The 19,030-nt window shown below is 44.2% G+C and carries 11 protein-coding genes; 2 read left to right on the forward strand and 9 right to left on the reverse strand.

The annotated features are described in order from the left end of the window. Positions 1-52 precede the first annotated feature (52 nt). From OQ5_RS0118930 to OQ5_RS0118945, 4 genes are all read right to left on the reverse strand, one after another. Positions 53-1,456, reverse strand: coding sequence for a NupC/NupG family nucleoside CNT transporter (locus tag OQ5_RS0118930; RefSeq protein WP_016778994.1), 1,404 nt, complete (start codon positions 1,454-1,456; stop codon positions 53-55). A 12-nt stretch (positions 1,457-1,468) separates the two neighbouring features. Next, positions 1,469-2,074, reverse strand: coding sequence for a bifunctional nuclease family protein (locus OQ5_RS0118935; RefSeq protein WP_016778995.1), 606 nt, complete (start codon positions 2,072-2,074; stop codon positions 1,469-1,471). A 260-nt stretch (positions 2,075-2,334) separates the two neighbouring features. Continuing rightward, a complete protein-coding gene (locus OQ5_RS0118940) occupies positions 2,335-3,321 on the reverse strand; it encodes a hypothetical protein (protein WP_016778996.1) in 987 nt (328 codons plus the stop codon). Continuing rightward, complete coding sequence (locus OQ5_RS0118945) at positions 3,314-4,306, reverse strand: lysylphosphatidylglycerol synthase transmembrane domain-containing protein (RefSeq protein ID WP_016778997.1); 993 nt, start codon at positions 4,304-4,306, stop codon at positions 3,314-3,316. Before OQ5_RS0118945 ends, OQ5_RS0118940 begins: the two co-directional genes overlap by 8 nt. Before the next feature lie 267 nt (positions 4,307-4,573). Here OQ5_RS0118945 and rsmA point away from each other — a divergent pair, with 267 nt between their 5' ends. Further along, positions 4,574-5,350, forward strand: coding sequence for a 16S rRNA (adenine(1518)-N(6)/adenine(1519)-N(6))-dimethyltransferase RsmA (rsmA, locus tag OQ5_RS0118950; RefSeq protein ID WP_016778998.1), 777 nt, complete (start codon positions 4,574-4,576; stop codon positions 5,348-5,350). A 40-nt stretch (positions 5,351-5,390) separates the two neighbouring features. Then, positions 5,391-6,755, forward strand: a complete 1,365-nt coding sequence (gene mgtE / locus OQ5_RS0118955) for a magnesium transporter (RefSeq protein WP_016778999.1) — start codon at positions 5,391-5,393, stop codon at positions 6,753-6,755. Positions 6,756-7,160: 405 nt separating this feature from the next. Here the strand turns inward: mgtE and OQ5_RS0118960 are convergent, their stop codons facing one another. The 5 genes from OQ5_RS0118960 to nagB all read right to left on the reverse strand — a co-directional run bounded on the left by OQ5_RS0118960 (position 7,161) and on the right by nagB (position 18,991). After that, positions 7,161-8,825 carry an arabinan endo-1,5-alpha-L-arabinosidase gene (locus OQ5_RS0118960; RefSeq protein ID WP_016779000.1) on the reverse strand — a complete coding sequence of 555 codons (1,665 nt, stop codon included), beginning with the start codon at positions 8,823-8,825 and terminating at the stop codon, positions 7,161-7,163. 282 nt (positions 8,826-9,107) lie between these two features. Next, complete coding sequence (locus tag OQ5_RS0118965; protein WP_016779001.1) at positions 9,108-10,883, reverse strand: RagB/SusD family nutrient uptake outer membrane protein; 1,776 nt, start codon at positions 10,881-10,883, stop codon at positions 9,108-9,110. A gap of 28 nt (positions 10,884-10,911) precedes the next feature. Beyond that, positions 10,912-14,109 (reverse strand): SusC/RagA family TonB-linked outer membrane protein, encoded by a 3,198-nt coding sequence (locus tag OQ5_RS0118970; RefSeq protein WP_016779002.1) that lies wholly within the window; start codon positions 14,107-14,109, stop codon positions 10,912-10,914. 93 nt (positions 14,110-14,202) lie between these two features. Further along, positions 14,203-15,897, reverse strand: coding sequence for a hypothetical protein (locus tag OQ5_RS0118975; protein WP_016779003.1), 1,695 nt, complete (start codon positions 15,895-15,897; stop codon positions 14,203-14,205). Positions 15,898-17,044: 1,147 nt separating this feature from the next. After that, on the reverse strand, positions 17,045-18,991 hold the full coding sequence (gene nagB, locus OQ5_RS0118980) for a glucosamine-6-phosphate deaminase (protein WP_044108125.1): 1,947 nt from the start codon (positions 18,989-18,991) through the stop codon (positions 17,045-17,047). Between the last annotated feature and the right edge of the window lie 39 nt (positions 18,992-19,030).

Raw genomic sequence — 19,030 nt, forward strand, 5'->3', positions numbered from 1 at the left:
CAGGTTAGGGGCCAGGGGGTAGCGCAAGTAAGAAGATAATCGAATGTTCCTGTTACCCCAGTATCATTCCGATAATTGTAGCTGAGAGCAAAGAAGCAAGTGTCCCTGCAAGCAAAGCCCTCATACCCAGCTGAGAGAGCAGGACTCTTTTGCCGGGAGCCAGGGCACCAATCCCTCCAATCTGGATGCCGATGGAAGCAAAATTGGCAAAACCTGCCAGTACATAAGTGGCCATAATTATCGATTTTTCATGAACGAAGGCACCGGCCTCTTTCAGTTCGCCCAGGCTTACATAGCCAATAAATTCGGTCATGATTATTTTTTCCCCGAGCACACGTCCCACCAGGTCCATGTCTTCTGCAGCAACCCCCAGCAACCACATAAACGGGGCGAATATATATCCCAGTATAAATTCCAGCGACAATTGAGTATATTCCCCGCTGGTAGCAGATGCAATAAGAGAATTCAATGTTGTCCAATCGCCAATTTTTGCAAAAATGAAATTGAGCATGGCAATGAGAGCGATAAAAACCAAAAGCATGCCTGCTACGTTAACAGCCAGCCGGATGCCTTCGGTGGTCCCGTTTGATATAGCATCCAGAACATTCTTCCCGATTTTTTCTTTCGGCACATCGACTTCTTTATCGATTTTTTCTGTTTGCGGTACCAGCATCTTGGCAATAATAATGACTCCTGGTGCAGCCATGATTGACGCTGCCAGCAGGTGTTTGGCATAGATAAGCTCCTGCACCGGATCGCCGCCGCCAAGCACCTTAATGTAAACGGCCAAAACGCCCCCTGCCAGCGTGGCCATGCCTCCCGACATGACCAGCATTATCTCCGACCGGTTCATCTTTTCCAGATATGCCTTGATCATCAACGGCGATTCTGTTTGTCCGAGAAAAATGTTTCCTGCTACCGAAAGACTTTCGGCTCCGGATATTTTCAAAAGTTTCGTCATTCCCAAGGCCAGCCAGTATACAACTTTCTGGATAATTCCAAAATAGAAAAGGATGCTGGTGAGACCGGAAAAGAAAATAATCGTGGGCAGAATGGTAATGGCAAAGTTGAGAAGCGGCTCTTCTATTTCTCCGGTCGAAAGACTTTTAAAAAGAAATTTGGCACCTTCGTCTGAAAAACTCAAAATTTTTACAAATATTTTTCCCAGGACATCGAACACCGACTGAACAAACGGCACGTATAGAATGGCCAGTGCAAGGGAAATCTGAATAGCCAGTCCCGTCAAAACTACTCTCCATGATATGGCTTTCCGGTTGGTGCTGAACACCCACGCAATAAACATGATAATGGCCATTCCCAAAAGACCGCGAAAAAGACTTTGTATGGTGAAACCACCGCCTGAAGATATTACAGGATTATTGGCAAAAAGCGTAGCTGGAATTAAAAAAAGTGCTAACAACACTATTAAAAAAGTTCGGAGCTTTGATGGCTTCATAGATGAGAGTACTTATTTTTTACGTCGTTTTATTTCATCTCTTATTTCGGAAGCTTTTTCATAGTTTTCCTTTTCTACGGCATCATTCAGCATGTCCTTAAGCTCCTGCATTGTTTTGTCTGCCAGAGGACTGCGGGGCCCGGGACTTGTTTTTCCCGAAGATTTTTTTGATGCTTCTGGTGTCGGTTCGTCCTGATCGCCGAAATCTAAAACGATTCCTGCTTTTTGTAAGATATCTTCATAAGTATAAATGGGACAGTTGAAGCGGAGCGCCAGTGATACTGCGTCCGATGTTCGCGAATCAATCCTGACAATTTCATCGTTATATAAACAAACCAGTTCGGAATAAAAGATGCCTTCCTCGAGTTTGTAGATAACAACTTCTATGATATCTATTTTAAAAGCACGGGCAAAATTCAAAAATAAATCGTGTGTCAGCGGTCTTGGAGGCTCAAGCCCTTCCAGTTTGATGGCTATCGACTGAGCTTCAACAGCTCCGATGATAATGGGGATTCGTCTTTCCCCTTCCTCTTCGGCAAGTACCAGGGCATAAGCCCCTGATTGTGTTTGGGAATAGGATAAGCCTAATATGTTGAGTTTTATTTTTGGTTTGTCCATAAATAAAGGGTTTCTACATTCACAAATCTCTCCGTAATCAGATTAAAAATGGCCTGTCGGTAAATTCACATAAATTTTTGCAAGATGTTTTTCTGTTCAGAGACTACCGTTTGCAAGCGTAACGCAACAAATGATACTTTTTGGACAGGCACTAAATAACAAATATAGAAAATTGTTTTGACAAATTGGATATATACTGACTTGTCCTTTTCAGGATAACTTAATCGCTTTAGGAACTGCAATTGTTTTAGACTAATTTGCTATGTTGGAGTTCTGTTATACCGACTTTTCAAATTTGTCAGCGAATAACGGACGGGTTGAGTCAAAAGCGGTGTAATAGCCGGCAATGCAATATTGAAAAACCAGATAAGCATCGTGGCTAAAACTATTCCGGGCCCTGTAACAGCCGTTTCTCCAAAAATGAACAGGGCAATAGCAGATCGTATTCCCACCTCTCCCGCTCCGAATGACGGTAGGAAGGTAATGGCTCCGTAAAAAAGAAAAACCGGAATAAAGCCTGAAGCTGTCGAAGGTAATCCGAAGAAACGCAGTAAAATTATGAACTGAAAAGAAAAAACCAGATACCGGATTAGTGTTAGGGTTCCAATATGTAATATTACTGCAGGTGAGAACTTCCTGAACACTTTAAATGGCTTTTTAATTATTGCGTACACCCTGTTCCCGGCGATAATTTTCCATAGCAACACAATCACCAAAATCAGAAAGAAGAAAGAATAGATAACCATGGAGCTATCGATGGATGAATAATAGTCCGAAATGGTATCAAGGTATTTATCTCCGGTTTGACCGGCCAACGCTATTGCTAAAAGTGTGAATGCGAAAATAACCACATTCTGAAGAAAACTTCCGGCAAAGGAGAGCAAAATAACCCGGGGACGCTCTTTTGAAGCGAAACAAGCTGCTTTCCCTAAAGGGTCACCGGCGCGGGCAGGAGTGATGAGTCCCAACTGAATGCCCTTAATGACCTGTTTTAGTGCCTGCGGGAACGAAACGGAAACAGCCTGGCTGGCCAGTAACTGCCATCTTCTGGTTTCCAGCCCGATATTGATAAGCATTAAAATGAACACCAGTACCAAAACTTCAGGTAAGCCGGAAATGCTTTGCTGAAGAAAAGCTGAAAATGCAGGCCATTCTGTGAATGTCCACATTCTGTAAGTCACCCAGAGCATCGTGGCTATGGAAATGCAGATGGCCAGTGTTTTTTTCCCTTGAATACGTTTATTCATTTAACGGTTTTACTTTATTTACGAGAGGTATGGCTATAAGAGAAAGCAGTCCCGTCACTATGATCATCCCGTTGAGCGAACCATGTACCAGAAGCGCAAAAGCTGCAGCCTGTGTGCCTTCGACACCGAAAAACAGGAGCGTGGAAATAACCAGAAAATGCCACGGCCCAATTCCTCCCTGAACAGGCGCCACCATCCCGAAGCTCCCGAGCACAAAAACAGCGAGTCCTGCCCCCGGCCCTAAGTGGCGTGTGAACGGAAATCCAAAGAAACATACATAAATCATCAGAAAATAGAGCACAAAAATCAAAACCGTATGAATGAAAAACATCGGCTTGTTTTTTACATTACGGTATGAGAAAAGGCCTTCCTTGAATTTTGCCCACAGTTCTTTGAGTTTAAAGAATATTTTTCCGCCAACGATTTTTTTTCTGAAAAGCACAATCAAAGCTGCCAACAACACAACGGAGATATAAAATTTCCATGAAGAGAAAAAATCCGTTATACGTGTCAGTTCCATTTTGTTTTTGACGACCTCTGCAAATACGCCGTATTGTAATATAACCACAAGAAACAGCGATAAAAGCAGCATGATCATGTCGAGTACACGTTCAGTTACTACGGTGCCAACAAGCCTGGAAAATGAAGTGTTCTCGTAGCGGCTCAGGACAGCACATCTGGAAATTTCTCCCATCCGTGGAATGGCAAGATTTGCCAGGTAGCCTATCATGACAGCCAGGAAAGTATTGAGAAGACCCGGTCGTTTTTCGACCGGCTCAATAAGCATTTGCCAGCGAATGGTACGGCTGATATGGCTTAAGAGTCCCATTACCAGCGAAAGGAATATCCATCCGTAACCTACATCCTTCTTAAGTATATCGGTCAGCTTTTGAGGATCCTGGTCCTTATAAAGCCACCAGAGAATGATTAATCCTATTGAAAGAAACAGAAAAAACCGGAGCCCTTTACTTATTACTTTAGCCATCGTTTATTTGTGTTTTCCCATCTTTTAGAGATGAGAAGGACGTTTCATATTAAGTTAGTTTTGACCGGGAAAGACAAAATGTTGGGGAGTGAAAGTTATTCCCCGCATAAAAAGTCTTACCTTTGCGTCACAAACAAAATACAATTTTACAAAATACGGTTCTTTTGGCCAAAAGTTTTGTAATCCATCAGTGAGTGGATACTCAATGAGGAGGGTCAAAATTACCTTTCAGGAGTGGAATCATTAATTTGTTTGCGATCATGGAAGATGAAGAGAGTCAAACCCAAGAAATACCTCGGACAGCACTTTCTCAACGATCAACATGTTGCCATGCGCATCGTCGAGAGTTTGCCCCTTCCGCCTTATCAGGTGCTTGAAGTAGGGCCCGGAATGGGTGTGCTCACTCAATATCTTTCCCAAATACCAAACATTGAACTTTCCCTCGTCGAGCTGGATGACGAATCCGTTAACTATCTTCATCAGAATTATCCCGGGCTTGCCGGAAAAATAATTTCTGCTGATTTTTTGAAGCTTAATTTATCCGATCTTTTTACCGGCGATATTTCAATTATCGGAAACTTTCCCTACAATATCTCAAGCCAGATATTCTTTAAAGTTCTTGAATACCGCGATCAGGTAAGATGTGTTACCGGAATGGTACAGCGGGAAGTGGGGCGTCGAATAACTTCTGCACCCGGCGGGAGAGATTACGGAATTTTGAGTGTTTTGATGCAGGCATGGTATGATGCCGAGTATCTTTTTACGGTAGATGAGCATGTTTTCAGGCCCCCTCCTAAGGTGAAATCGGCTGTTGTTCGATTTACCAGAAACGGGGTGACGGATATCGGGTGCGATGAAAAAATGTTTTTGAGAGTGGTTAAGACAGCATTCAACCAACGAAGAAAGACTTTACGCAACAGTTTAAAAAGTTTTGGTCTGAAAGAACAGATAGCTGCCAATAGTAACTTGTTTCAAAAAAGACCGGAACAACTTGGTGTCGAAGAGTTTGTCAGACTTACAAAGATGATTGAATCCTCTGTGTGAACGTTTTGTCGTTATTTGTAGAATTCTAAAACCAGGGGCTATGGCCAATTTTGAACTTACCAGAGAGTTTGTCGAAGAACTGAAGAGCCTGATTGAGAATCAGGACAACGAAGCAGTTTCAGGAATTCTTGAGGAGCTCCATCCGGCAGATATTGCCGAATTGTTCGAAGAGTTGAACATAGATGAAGCGAAGTATATCTATTTTTTGCTCGACGATGACAAAGCGGCAGATGTCATAATCGAGCTGGATGAGAACGATCGGTTAAGATTTCTTGAAGCTCTCCCGAGTGAGGTCATTGCCCGCAGGTTTATCGATAAAATGGACTCCGATGATGCTGCCGATGTAATATCGGAGTTCGACCTTGACCGCCAGCAGGAAGTTCTCTCCTATATCGAAGATGTTAATGTTGCCGGCGATATTGTTGATCTTCTGAATTATGACGAGAATTCAGCAGGTGGATTGATGGCTAAGGAGCTTATCAAAGTGAAAGAAAACTGGAGCATACCAACCTGCCTGAGGAGTATGCGGCGTCAGGCTGAAAATATCGATGAGGTTTACTATGTGTATGTTGTCGACAATAACGGAGTGCTGAAGGGAACACTTTCACTGAAAAAGATGCTTTTGAGTTCGACCAATAAGCTGGTAAGCGATATTTATAATCCCGATGTAATTTCTGTAGGCGTTGATGCCACGGCCGAAGAGGTAAGTAATATAATGGACAAGTACGGGTTGGTTGCCCTTCCTGTTGTTGATCCGGTAGGCCGGCTGGTAGGGCGTATCACTATCGACGATGTAGTGGATTTTATGCGCGAAGAGGCCGGGAAAGACTATGCCCTGGCTTCAGGTATCACGGGCGACGTGGAATCTTCGGACAGTGTATGGTTGCTGACAAGGGCCAGGGTGCCATGGCTTTTTATCGGGCTGGTTGGCGGACTGTTTGGTTCGCGTGTGGTAGGAAGTTTCGAAGGTGTGTTGGATATTTACCCCCAATTGGCCTTTTTTATGCCGCTTATTGCTGCCATGGGTGGTAATGTGGGAATACAATCATCGGCCATTGTTGTTCAGTCGATTGCTGCGGGTACCATGGGGCTGGATTCCCCCTTCAAAAAACTTTTGAAAGAATTCAGCGTCGCTTTCCTGAATGCAACCCTTCTGTCCGCACTGGCTTTTGCATATAACTATATTTTAGGTTCACCCGAGGCTTTGACATTAACCGTTTCGGGCGCCATGTTCTCGGTGGTTATTTTTGCATCCGTATTTGGTGCTTTGGTGCCTCTCTTTCTCGACAAAATTAAAATAGATCCGGCAGTTGCCACCGGCCCGTTTGTTACAACCCTGAACGATATTATCGGAATGGGTATCTATTTAACGATTGGAACCTACTTTTATCAGTGGATGACGTAAGAAGAACGTCGTAGTAGTGGCTGGTCGGTAGTGTGGAGCAAGGGGCAGAGAGCTGGGAGTAATGGTGGAATGGAGTAATGGAGTAATGGTGGAATGGTAGGATGGTCCAAAATGAATAGGACGCGAGGCAGGGAATTGGGGTATTAGGTCAGTAGGTCAATAGGTCAGTAGGTTAATAGGTGATTAGGCTGGTAGGCAATTTGGTGAGTAGGTGGTAGAAATTAACCGCGGAGCGGTGACAGAGCACTACTTTTGCCAAAAAAACACGAATATCAGGGATAAGGCACTAACGCTCTCATAATAAAAACTTTGCGTCATTGCATATCTGCGTTTAGGCTGTTTTTAACTGACTATTGTTATAGACAGGCTCTAAATAGTGCACGTCTATAAACTCGCAAAAATTTTCTATTTCTTTTTACCCCAATAAGTTGCGTTTAAGTTTTTTTCAGTTCCTGCATATACTAATGTTACACGGCGCGGGGATGCTTCCCAATCCACTTCGCGTTCAACGCAAACGATAACGTCGCCCAAAGTAAGCTGTTTTTTGGCTTCATCGTAACTCCAGGAGCCTGTCAGTGCACCCGACATAGTGCCGTCGGCATTGAGCGTGAGAGAGGAAGCTGTATTTTGTTGGCCATATTTGTATTCAAGGTTAATGTGCTCCCAGGTCCCTACAAGCGAGTCTTTGGTTATAGTGCCGTAATCGGGTACGGCGGCGTAACGTTCGGGCAATGCTACAGGCCACAGGTTATCCGGCTCACTTTTAGAGGCCGGACACCATACAATGCGGCGTACGTGCCCCATCATAATGGCATTGGAAACGGGAATGCCAGGTACATTTTCAGGCAGTCGTCCCTGCGACATGTAGAACCATTCATCTGTATCTTCCTTTTGAAAAATAGCGCAGTGTGAAATGCCTACCCATCCGTAGCTTAAATTGAATTTGTAGGGATGGGTTACTATCGGGTAGGAGTCTCCTTCCCCGTTGGTAAAATTGCGACCGGTGATGTCGTAGTATGGGCCGTCGATGTTCTCGCTTCTGACCACTCGCGTGTTGTACGGTACGTTAAGGGGATCGTAAGCCATGAACAAATAGTAGTAACCATCTTTGTAAATAACTTCAGGGGCTTCACTGCCCTGCCATCTGCTCCAGTAGCCGCTCCCGACACGTGTGCCAATTCTCTTTCCATATCGGGCTTGCAGTTCACTTGCATTGTCTGCCCAGGGGTCACCGAGGGTGTTAAGCGGTTTTCCTGTTGCAGGGTCAACCTGCAATATTGCAAAGCCACTGTGCCATGAACCATGTATCAGGTAGTGTTCTCCTTCAGGTGTAACGATGTATGTAGGGTCGATGGCGTTGTAGTAAAAATAGGCGTCCCAATCCGACAAACTGGAACGACTGTAGTCCAAACCACGATCAGAAGACGAAGTGGTAACAAATCCTTTGTCTTCCCATTCTGCCCCGGCGGGGTCGGTCGATTCGCACATACCGATGAAGGCACGCTCTGTCCAGCTTCCGTCAAAATTGGCATCGGTATTGGCTTTCCCTGACTTTATATAGTTGTTGATAACGATGCTGTAGTACATTCGTAAAATTTCTTGTCCTCCAACGTTAACCCGGCGTACTACCGGTGCCCAATAACCGTAATTAATGTCTTCTTCGGGTATGGCTTCGAGCCCCATGCGCGACCGAATAGCGTTGAGAGAGTCGGCTACCCAGGATGGCGGATCGTAAAAAGGACCGCCTACCCATTCCCAATTAACAAGGTCTGTAGAGCGTTTGCCCTGAAAGTGACCGTGTCCTTCGTGTACATTCCCATACGAGGCATCGGTGCCGTACATATAGTAATATCCATCGTAGTAGGCAACCGATGGGTCGTGAACGTTGGCCAGGTTCCACTTGTTGCGGTCTGACCACGATGCAATATCTGAATAGTCGTCGTCGTATGTCGGGATGGTGAATTCGGTGTCGGTTTCAGTATCATCCTCTTTAGGTTCAACATCATCATCTTTGCATCCTGCAAACGTTAGAGCAATTATGTAAATCGATAAAATCAGTAAATGCTTCATCCTCATCATTTTAAATTTATGTATTAATGTCTGATACCTGCCCCTCTGGTGCATTTTTAATCCTCATTTTTATTAGAAAGAGTGTTGTCCATATAAATCCAGGATTACCGCTCAGCTACGCTGCTTTGGTTACAAAGAAATCCTGATTTAATGAAACGCGGAGTATCGCCCGGCTATGTCGCTTTTTTCAGCAATGTAGTCCTCGGTAACTGAGTTAAAAGACTTCCTTATCGACTATTTACTAATGTCGATAAGGAAGTCTCTAATATAAACGAATAATGGTTATTCTAACTCAACTACAGGACGAATATCCCATTTTTCTCTGAAAGCCGGCCCGTTATCTTCATTCTTGTTGGCTGAGTTCCCTTCAAGGTTGGGATTGGCATTCAGCGTATTTTGATAAATCGGGAAATATTCATGTCCCTTATAGTAGTATTGGAACGATGAAGCGCTGGCGGTTTCTGCAGTGAGCTCCTCCGTGTTAACGATAACTTCGTCCTCTTCGTTTTTGGGAGCTAACTTATAATAACCATGTTCAATCAACTGATTCATACGGCCCTCATCGTAAAAGAATCCCCAACGGATTAAGTCGATACCACGTCCGTTCTCGCAACCGAATTCTTTCGGACGTTCAACGTTTGCTATTTGTTCAAAAAGATGATCAGCTGTGGGGAAATCCTCAAGTTCAAGGTCTGGTAAAGCCACACGACGACGTACCTGGTTAATGTAACCAATTGCCGTTTGGGTGGGCCCGTTGATTTCATTTTCGCATTCTGCTGCACGCAGTAAAACGTCGCTATAACGCATGAGGCGCAGGTTAATTCCACAATGCAATCCGTTAGTTATTGAACTGTACAGATTGGTTCTTGCATTGGTCCATTTAGCTATAGATATCCCACCCTGTGAACTGTTCGAAAGAGGTGTTTCAGTTATCTCTTGTTGATAAACAACGTTGCTGCGCGGATCTCCGTCGGGATATGCTGCAGTATTTTGGTCGGTATAAGTGCTATATTCCTCTTCGTAGGTAACAAGAGTCCAGTATAAACGAGGATCCAGACGACCATCTGTAGAGGTCTCTTTTTTGAACAGGTTATACAACCAAACTGATCCGGCCAGGTCGCCCCAGCTACCCAGTTCCTGAGAAGCGTAATTGCTTTCTACTGCGTGGCCCTGAGTTGCTTCCGGGCTTATGTTTACCGGGGTCCATTCTTCGTCGGTGCCCCCGGTTCCATAGTCCATAAACTGTACTTCGAAGAGGCTTTCAGCGTTGTTTTCCGTATCTTCTCTGAAGTTGTCGCCATAGTCATCCATCAATTCATAGTGTCCGTATTCGCCGGCGATGATGTCTTTCAGTATGGTGTACGCCTCTTCATATTTATGACGGAACATAAGAGCACGGGACATATATCCGGCAGCAGCACCGCATGTAGCACGCCCCTGGGCCCATTCACCGCCTTCATCGCGTGAGGGGAGCATTTGCATAGCTTTTGTGAGGTCAGCCTCTATTTGGTCGAACACTTCGTCCTGAGTGTTATTGGAGGCATACATGGTATTGATGTCCGAATAAGCCGCATAATCAGTAATTAAGGGGACATTTTGGTAATATGTGGCCAGATGATAATATGCCAGAGCTCTGAGGAAGAGCGCCTGTCCGGCTATCTGATCATAAGAATCTTCCGGCATGTCAACACCATCTACTTTAGACAGTACAAAGTTAGTGCGGTTTACGACATGGTACCAGTCGCGCCATGGCCACAAATCACCTATTTCGATGGTACCCGGAGAATTGAGATTGTCGTACTCCAAATACCATTGCTGAGATGAGTTCCAAACTTCGTCGCCACGTACTGCATCCAAAGTGTATCCAACACGGGCAAACGAACCTTCGAGGCGAATGCGGTTGTAACAGGCGATGATAGCCTCCTGAAGTTCTGACTCTGAATCGCCAAAATCGTATGTTGTCTGGCTGTTCGGATTCGTAACATCAAGCTGATCCTCGCATGCTGTCAGGCCTCCAATAAGCGCCAATATTGTTAGAATTATATAAAACCTTTTCATTTTGATTCTCTGTTTTAGATTATATTTTTTAGAATGACATGTTTACTCCAAACATTACAGTTCGTGGTGTTGGATACGAAGCATAGTTGTAACCGGGAGTGAATGTGCCTCCGGCAAAGTCTACATTATAACCTCTGTATTTGGAAAATGTAGCCAGATTCTGACCCGATGCATATACGCGTACTCCGTGAACATAGCCACCAAACCATCTGTCAGAGAAGTTATAGCCCAATTCGACGTTGGCAATTTTTAGATACGATGCATCCTGAATGAAACGATCACTGAACATATCGTTGGTGATTGAACCTGTTGACTTGTATGCAACACGAGGTACATCGGTATTTGTGTTTTCCGGAGTCCAGGCATTCAGCAGATCAACGCTTTTATTGAGTGAACCATAAGAGCTGCGCAGTGTTACGTCAACAAAATCCACAGCTTTGAAGCCTGCAGCACCAAATGTGGAGATGCTCAAGTCAAAGCCTTTCCATTCAATACGTGCATCCAGGCCGAAATTAACGTCTGGTAAGCCACTGCCCAGAAATTGTTGGTCTTCGTTGGTAATTTCGCCGTCATTGTTAATGTCTGCGTAAGCAACATCACCGGGTTGTGCTCCTGGTTGATTGATGTATTCGCCTTCTGCGTTGACACGGTTATCTATCTCTTCCTGCGACTGGAAAATACCATCGTACACATAGCCATAGAATTGACCAACTTCACGACCTACCTCTGTGCGGCAGTAACCATTGGTCTGGGGTTCGTTTGAAACGCCCAACTTGGTAACCTCGTTGTTGAGGGTAGAGGCGTTTGCAGAAATTTCATACTTAACAGCATGTTGACGATTGCGATATGAAAGAAGGAATTCGAGACCTGAGTTTTCCATCGTTGCTGCATTCATCTTTACTGTTGTATTGGTTGCACCTGCACTCACCGGAACAGCTACATCATAATGAAGAGCTTCTGATGTTGCCTTATACCAGTCGAAAGTGAATTCCAACCGATTGTTGAACATCGCGAGATCGAGGCCAATGTCGATGGTTTTCTTTTTTTCCCATCGGATGGCTTCGTTAACATAGTCTGATATGGCTGAGCCGGTAACCTTGTTGTTTCCAAAGCTATATGTGTAGTCCCCTCTCTGCATAATGGCCATGTAATCGTAAGGACCTAAGTTTGTATCATTACCAAGTTCACCATAACTACCTCGAATCTTGAGCAGGCTGATAGTCGATTTGGGTATGGGAAAGAAGTTTTCACGTTCGATACGCCAACCGGCCGATACAGAAGGGAAGAAAACCCAACGATCCACCGAAAGACGGCTTGATCCATCATAACGGCCTGTTAACGATATAAGGTACTTGTCATCAAAATTGTAGTTAACACGACCGATATACGATGCCAGCACCTCTTCAGTTTCTTCGGTTGCTGAAGATGTATCCTCTGCATTGTCTATTTGCAGATAGTATGGTTCCGGCAGATTAACACCTTCACCTGTAAGTGTGTGAAATAGGTTGCGCTCGAATGTTTGTCCCAGAACCGTATTGACATGATGGCGTCCAAAGTTTCCATCGTAGTTAATATAGTTTTCTATAAGAGCATTGCTATAACTACGATAGCCCTGTGTCAGGCGTTCATTGCTTTTTGATAAATAGTTGGTTGTACTCTGTATAAATGCAGGTACGAATGTGAGGTCTTTTACAGTGGTTTTGTTGTACGACAAATTGAGGTTGTAATCAAACGTGTGCATGCTGCTCTGTTGCCCAAGCATTTCTATTAGGTCGACCTTTGCCGAACCTGAAGCAACGAAACGGTCAACAACAGAGTTTCTTTCCAAAAGACTATTGGTAAGCAAAAGGTTTGTGACACGCAAGTCTCCATGCACGTCATCGTAGTAAGTGCCGAAACCATAAGAATCGTAGGTATATTCCGATGCAGCCGAAATTTTGTCATCGAGTACCCAGGTCGATTCATCGTAAGCCTTGATGGTTGGTGGTTGAAGCAGTACTGAAGCCATTACAGGGTATTGTGCACCATATAACCCCTGTACATATTCATTGGCGTTACTAAGCGCCATATTGTCCTGGTCGCTGTGACTATACACTAAGTTGGTCTTGATTTCGAGAAATTTAACGCTCATGGTGTTGTTGGCACGGGCTGTGTAACGTTCGAAGTTCGGGCCTGCACCTTCCATGGTTCCCTCCTGGGTGTAATAGTCGAGTGCGAAGTTGTAAGTATTGTTGGCACCACCCCCTGAAAGGTTGATGTTGTGATTCTGGCGAATACCTGTTTTGAACGCCTCATCGTGCCAATTTGTATTAACTTCACCCGGATCGATATATTTTTCACTATCAGGATCGTATCCGGCAGGAACATCCATGCCACTATTGTTGTAAGCCATGGTGACATATTCGCCATATTGGTATGAGTCCATAACATCGTACACGCCTTCTTCCACCTGATCGAAACCAACATAGCCGCTGTAGTCGATTCTCAAGGGTTGGTCCTTCTTTCCTTGTTTTGTAGTGATGATCACCACGCCATTGGCAGCACGCGAACCGTAAATTGCTGCCGCAGAAGCGTCTTTAAGTATCTGAAGGCTTTCGATATCGTTTGGCGAGAAGTCGCGAATGGTTGTTCCCATGGGCACACCATCAATAACGTAGAGAGGGTTGGAGTTACCGAACGTACCGATGCCACGAATACGCACTGAAGGGTCGGCTCCCGGTTGACCGTCGGTTGTAATACGAACACCGGCTGCTTTTCCCTGCAACATTGTTGAGATGTTTGAGTGTGATACTTTCTTCATCTCTTCGGCATCGACAACGGCCACTGAACCTGTCAGGTCAACTTTGCGTTGTGTACCGTAGCCGACGACAACTACCTGGTCGAGTTCTTTTATGTCCGAAGTCAAAGTGATTGTGCCGAGATCGGTTTTTCCTTCAACACTTACTTCAGTACTTTTATATCCCACAAAAGATATTACCAGCGTAGCATCTGAAGGAACTGAAAGAGAGAAGTTACCATCAATGTCGGTAATGGTCCCGTTGGTTGTGCCACTTTGTTGTACGGTTGCGCCCGGAAGCGTTTCCCCGTTTTCATCAACAACTTTCCCTTGTACTGTTATGTTGTCTGTTTGAGTCATTGGTACCTGGCTGCTGTTACCGGAGCCTTCCGCATAGGTTGCAGGCGCCTGCGCCAGTAGTACCAACAATATTAAATATAGATATTTCATTAGTATATAATTTAATTAAGTTTTTGGTCTGATGGAACTCGTCCCGGCTAATCGGGACTCGTTTCATGGTATAAGTATTTTTTGTCCTGCTAATTATTCAACAAATACGATATAAGCTCCCTCTATTACGAGTGCGCAATTCAAATCAGAACTGTCAACTGTTATCCCTTCATAACTTTGGAAATGAGTTTCACCGGTGGCGTAAGTAACGTCGTAGTATACATCAGCTGTATCGTCACCATTGTTTGTCACTGTGATGATTATCTCAGAACCACTTATGTTTGAGGCAAATGTATCCCAGTTCCAGTCACTTGTGGCAGTGGCTGTGCCATAGCCGTCTCCCCATCCGTAGTTATCCATGCGAACTACGGCATATTCTGTCATGTCAGCCTTACGAAGGATTGTACTTGGACTTTGGTAGTTTTCAAGATTGGCGGAGTAGCAGTACATTTTGAGTGTTTTACTTTCTCCTGATGCAACTGCATAGTCATCGGAAAATTCCGTCCACCATTCAGTCGAAAAGTCAGTAGCACCTACCTGTCCGGTACCTTGAACAAGCGTTAGCGGGACAGTTGTAGTTACTGTGCTCGTTGTTCCAACATAAGAAATGACAGCATTCTGAGAACCTTCGTCAGCCGGAATCTTGCTGAATTCAAGAGATTCGTTTGCTAAGATATCGGTTGTTTCGTCGGCATACGTCGCTGTTACAACCATACCTTTGGGGTTGAATATGATTGAGTCGCTGCTGTAAAAATAGTAGGTGGTTATGTCGGGCAGGGTGGTAACTTCTATGCTTGAAACAGAGTTTGTTACTTCCAGGGTATAATAAGTTGATACAGCATCCGTGTATTCACCCTGTTTGGTTTTATTATAAGATACAATAACTGTCTTTTCGCCGAGTGTAGTCATATCAGGAATCACTGAGAACGATAAATCTGCAGTGTCAACCTGCTCCGACGATCCGTCAGCGAATGTAACCGTTGCCGTTGCATCACCCCAGAAATCTTCGTTGCCTAATTCAACAAAATCAGGCGTTCCTTCAACAGTGATTGATGAAGGTTCAACATCTTCTACTTCAGTGACTTTAGAGGGGGTGAGGTATGCCTCTTCCATCTCGAAATGACTGGCATCACAAACCAGGAAAGCCACTATATCTTCTGTTGCAGAAACCGGTTGCTGGTATGTCATAACCAACTCTCCATCGTTTGTTCCTAAGGCAGTAGCTGTTACGAATACATTTCCCGTAGGTGAGTGGTCGATTTCCAAAGTAACATGGGCACCTTGCATCGTGGTGCGGAAGTCGTTCCAGATATCTCCATCTTCGTCGAGGTCGGGATAGTTATGTGAGATCATGCTCAGGTCGAAATCATCGTTACCCCAGCCGTAAGCATCAGAGCGGAGAACAAAGTATTCTGCATAGTCGTCGGCATCACGATCTGCTACGTTGGCGACGGCAAGATTCCAGTTGTTCCAGTTGTTTTCACCGGACCCGTGGTTTATAAATTCCAAATGCAACAGCTTGTTTGAAGGAATGGTGAAGTAATCAGAGAATTCCGTCCACCATGCGGCACTGTTATCTTCAGGTCCGACTATCGTTGTAGCGATGTCTATGTAAGTGGTGTCACCCGTATCCTTGCTTGCTTCCACCGCTGCAATGGAGTCGATTTTGTTCTGAAGGTCAGGGGGCGCATCAATTGAATAAGGATCCAATTTCTCGCACCCAACTAAGGCCAATGCTGCCAAAATTGCTGCGTACAAAGCGTACTTTATTAGCTTACTTGTTTTCATAATTTTAATTTAATTTTAATTGAATGCATCTTTTAGTCATTAGTCTTGTAGATTTGGGCTTGCTCTATTTCAACAGTCCGTTAAACTTTAACAATACGTTGCAAATCAATAGCATGTGTTAAAAGGTTGTATTTATTAAAATGCAGTATATCAAGATTATATGGATCATCTTATATCTAAAAATTTAACGATCTATTGCTATTTAGTGTCTGTCCATAAAGTACCATTTGCTGTGTTACGCTCGCCGCCAAAATACTCATTTACGAAAAGTAAACTCCGTTTTTGGCGGCTTCGCAGGCCTTGCAACTGGTACTTTCTGAACAGACACATATATTGTAAACATTTTTTGCGAGTTTATAGACAAGCACTATTTATACAGCTTCCTTAACGCGCATCTGAGAATTCTTACGTATTCTCGTCTTCGAATAATCTCCGAATTATCTGGGCGGCAGTGACAAGTAATGGTAAACCTGACCATGCTCGTTTCGTCTGCTTAGTCGTTTTTGTTTTTTAATGGCTGACAACAGATTTTTGTTAAAATTTCTAATGCTAAATTACACCAGCAAGGTCTTGCCGGGGTGGATTAATGATTTTAAGAGGTGGATGGAGGTGTAAAATGTAAAAGATATTTAAAATCTGAGCAAAAATCAGAATTATTGAAAAATGTGGGGATAGAGGATGTTTGAGTCGATGTGTGATTATTTGTCCACATCTGTGTAAACATATTTCACCCTGAAATGTATACAATTTTTTACAAAAGAAGGGTAACGAATACCTTTATAATACAGGAAGGGGCAGGGTTGGTTTTCAGCATTTGCGAAAACCAACCCCGCCCCATTTTATCCGTGTTTCAACACCCCTGACTTCACAAGGGGTGGCACACTTGCAAATTTTTTATGTATAAGTGTGGTGTAAAAGGATATATTTTTGTCAAAATCAAGGCCTTTTAAATTTTTGTACCGTAGTTAACTCGTTGTTAATGAGGATGCAAAAATTTAAGACATCAAAGAGTTTGGCAACAAAGATGCTTTTTAGACCGCACTCATGTATGTTTCCGGGTCTCCCCCCGGGTTGTTGGAGGTGAAATGCCTAATCTTCCGCAACACGCAAATTGTTACGCGTTAACAACGCCATTTCGGAAGGCGTGTTACTTCAGAAAAGATGCTTCGTCATCGAAGGGGTAACGAACGAAGGCTTCAATGGCCTCATATTCCGTCAAACCCAGCTTATCGTAAAGCTTTGCAGTTGTTCTGTTCCGGTCTTCCGCTCTTTGCCAGAATTCGCGGCTGTCTTTTCCCGGGAATACCGGAGAATCTTTTTGTGACTGATGTTTGAATATGGCTTTACGTTTTCTCATCAACTCGTCGGGACTAATGGGAACTGCCATTTCAATATCTTCCACATCCCATTCCTGCCAGGCACCCCGGTAAAGCCAGAGATAGCAGTCTTTTAGCCACTCGTCACCTTCTGCTTTAATCTTCCGGATGGCTGCAAAGATGATCTGGAGACAAACTTCGTGCGTTCCATGGGGGTCCTGCAGGTCGCCGGCAGCGAAAATCTGGTGCGGTTTTACTTTTCGCAGAAGTTCAACAACGATGTTGATGTCGACGTCCGACATGGGTTTCTTTTCAACAAGGCCAGTTTCGTAGAAGGGGAGATAAAGAAAATGAACGTTTTCGTCTTTCACCCTGCAATAGCGGCAGGCTGCCTGGGCTTCTCCCTGCCGGATAAGGCGCTTGATGTTTTTCACATAGGGCGTGTCAATGTCACCGGGATTTTTCTTTTTCAGAAATTCTATAAGGTTTTTGTGTTCTTGTTCTATCGTCTTGTTTTCGGCGTTGTTGCTTTTTAACAGATCAACGGAAAATGTCGAAAAACGCAAGGCATCATCGTCGGATACGGCAATATTACCCGATGTTTGATAGGCCACATGAACATCGTGTCCCTGGTCTACCAGTCTGAGCAACGTTCCGCCCATGGAAATTACATCGTCATCGGGATGAGGGCTGAAAATGAGCGATCTTTTAACCGGAGGCTCGGGGCGTTCGGGTCTTGTTTTTTCAAAGGCTCCTGGTTTTCCACCCGGCCAGCCGGTGATGGTGTCACGAATTTCACCGAATACTTTGATGTTAAGGTCATAAGCCTTTCCGTAAAAAGCCAGAAGATCGGCAAGTCCTTCCGCCTTGTAATCGTCGTCCGTCAGTTTCAGTATGGGCTTTTCAACTCTTAAGCTGAGCCAGATAACGGCTCTCTTTATCATCTTCGGTGTCCAGTTCACCATCCCGTAAAGCCAGGGAGCTTTATTCCGTGAGAGTTCCGACGTTGCATCTTTATCAGCAAATATGGTTACATCGTTATGAAGCTGCAGATATGAAGCTGGTATTTGCGAGGAGAGGGGTTCTTCAAGCATTTTCTTCAGGACAATGGATTTGTTTTTGCCCCAGGCAGCCAGAACAATTCTCTTTGCACTCAGAATGGTATTAATCCCCATTGTGATAGCTTTAGTGGGGACAGATTCTTCATTCCCAAAATCTTTAGCTGCATCGGCAATGGTGACCGGATCAAGCCTGACCAGGCGGGTGGTTGAATTAATGGCCGAACCCGGCTCGTTGAAACCTATATGTCCCGATCGTCCAATTCCCAAAAGTTGAAAGTCGATGCCTCCGGCCGATTTGATTTTTTCTTCGTATTCGGCACAATAAGATTCCATTTTTCTTATATCGATTGTTCCGTCAGGAATATGGATGTTCTCTTTCGGGATGTCGATGTGATCGAACAATTTTTCGTGCATAAACCTGACGTAGCTCTGTTTGTCCCCGGGATTCATCGGATAATACTCATCCAAATTGAAGGTAATCACATTTTTAAAACTCAGGCCTTCCTCTTTATGCAACTTTATTAATTCGTTATAGACGGGGATAGGAGAGGAACCTGTTGCCAGCCCGAGAACTGCCTTTTTCCCCTGTGCCTCTTTATTTTTAATTACATCGGCTATAATGGAAGCAATTTGTCGGGCGCCTTCTTCCTTATTTTCCACCACGTGAAGAGGAAGTTTTTCTATTGATTGTTCCGGAAAATTAACTGATCTTGTCATAACCATTTATTTTTTAGATTTGTAATTAGTGTCTGTCCA

Origin of the sequence: Anaerophaga thermohalophila str. Valhall, assembly GCF_000250735.1 — a bacterium.
Lineage (GTDB): Bacteria > Bacteroidota > Bacteroidia > Bacteroidales > Marinilabiliaceae > Anaerophaga > Anaerophaga thermohalophila_A.

Bases quoted from the DNA above. Each gene is read 5' to 3' on its own strand.
- mgtE (WP_016778999.1), top strand. From the start codon at position 5,391: ATGGCCAATTTTGAACTTACCAGAGAGTTTGTCGAAGAACTGAAGAGC.
- OQ5_RS0118940 (WP_016778996.1), bottom strand. From the start codon at position 3,321: ATGAATAAACGTATTCAAGGGAAAAAAACACTGGCCATCTGCATTTCC.
- nagB (WP_044108125.1), bottom strand. From the start codon at position 18,991: ATGACAAGATCAGTTAATTTTCCGGAACAATCAATAGAAAAACTTCCT.
- OQ5_RS0118935 (WP_016778995.1), bottom strand. From the start codon at position 2,074: ATGGACAAACCAAAAATAAAACTCAACATATTAGGCTTATCCTATTCC.
- OQ5_RS0118960 (WP_016779000.1), bottom strand. From the start codon at position 8,825: ATGAAGCATTTACTGATTTTATCGATTTACATAATTGCTCTAACGTTT.
- OQ5_RS0118945 (WP_016778997.1), bottom strand. From the start codon at position 4,306: ATGGCTAAAGTAATAAGTAAAGGGCTCCGGTTTTTTCTGTTTCTTTCA.
- OQ5_RS0118975 (WP_016779003.1), bottom strand. From the start codon at position 15,897: ATGAAAACAAGTAAGCTAATAAAGTACGCTTTGTACGCAGCAATTTTG.
- OQ5_RS0118930 (WP_016778994.1), bottom strand. From the start codon at position 1,456: ATGAAGCCATCAAAGCTCCGAACTTTTTTAATAGTGTTGTTAGCACTT.
- rsmA (WP_016778998.1), top strand. From the start codon at position 4,574: ATGAAGAGAGTCAAACCCAAGAAATACCTCGGACAGCACTTTCTCAAC.
- OQ5_RS0118970 (WP_016779002.1), bottom strand. From the start codon at position 14,109: ATGAAATATCTATATTTAATATTGTTGGTACTACTGGCGCAGGCGCCT.
- OQ5_RS0118965 (WP_016779001.1), bottom strand. From the start codon at position 10,883: ATGAAAAGGTTTTATATAATTCTAACAATATTGGCGCTTATTGGAGGC.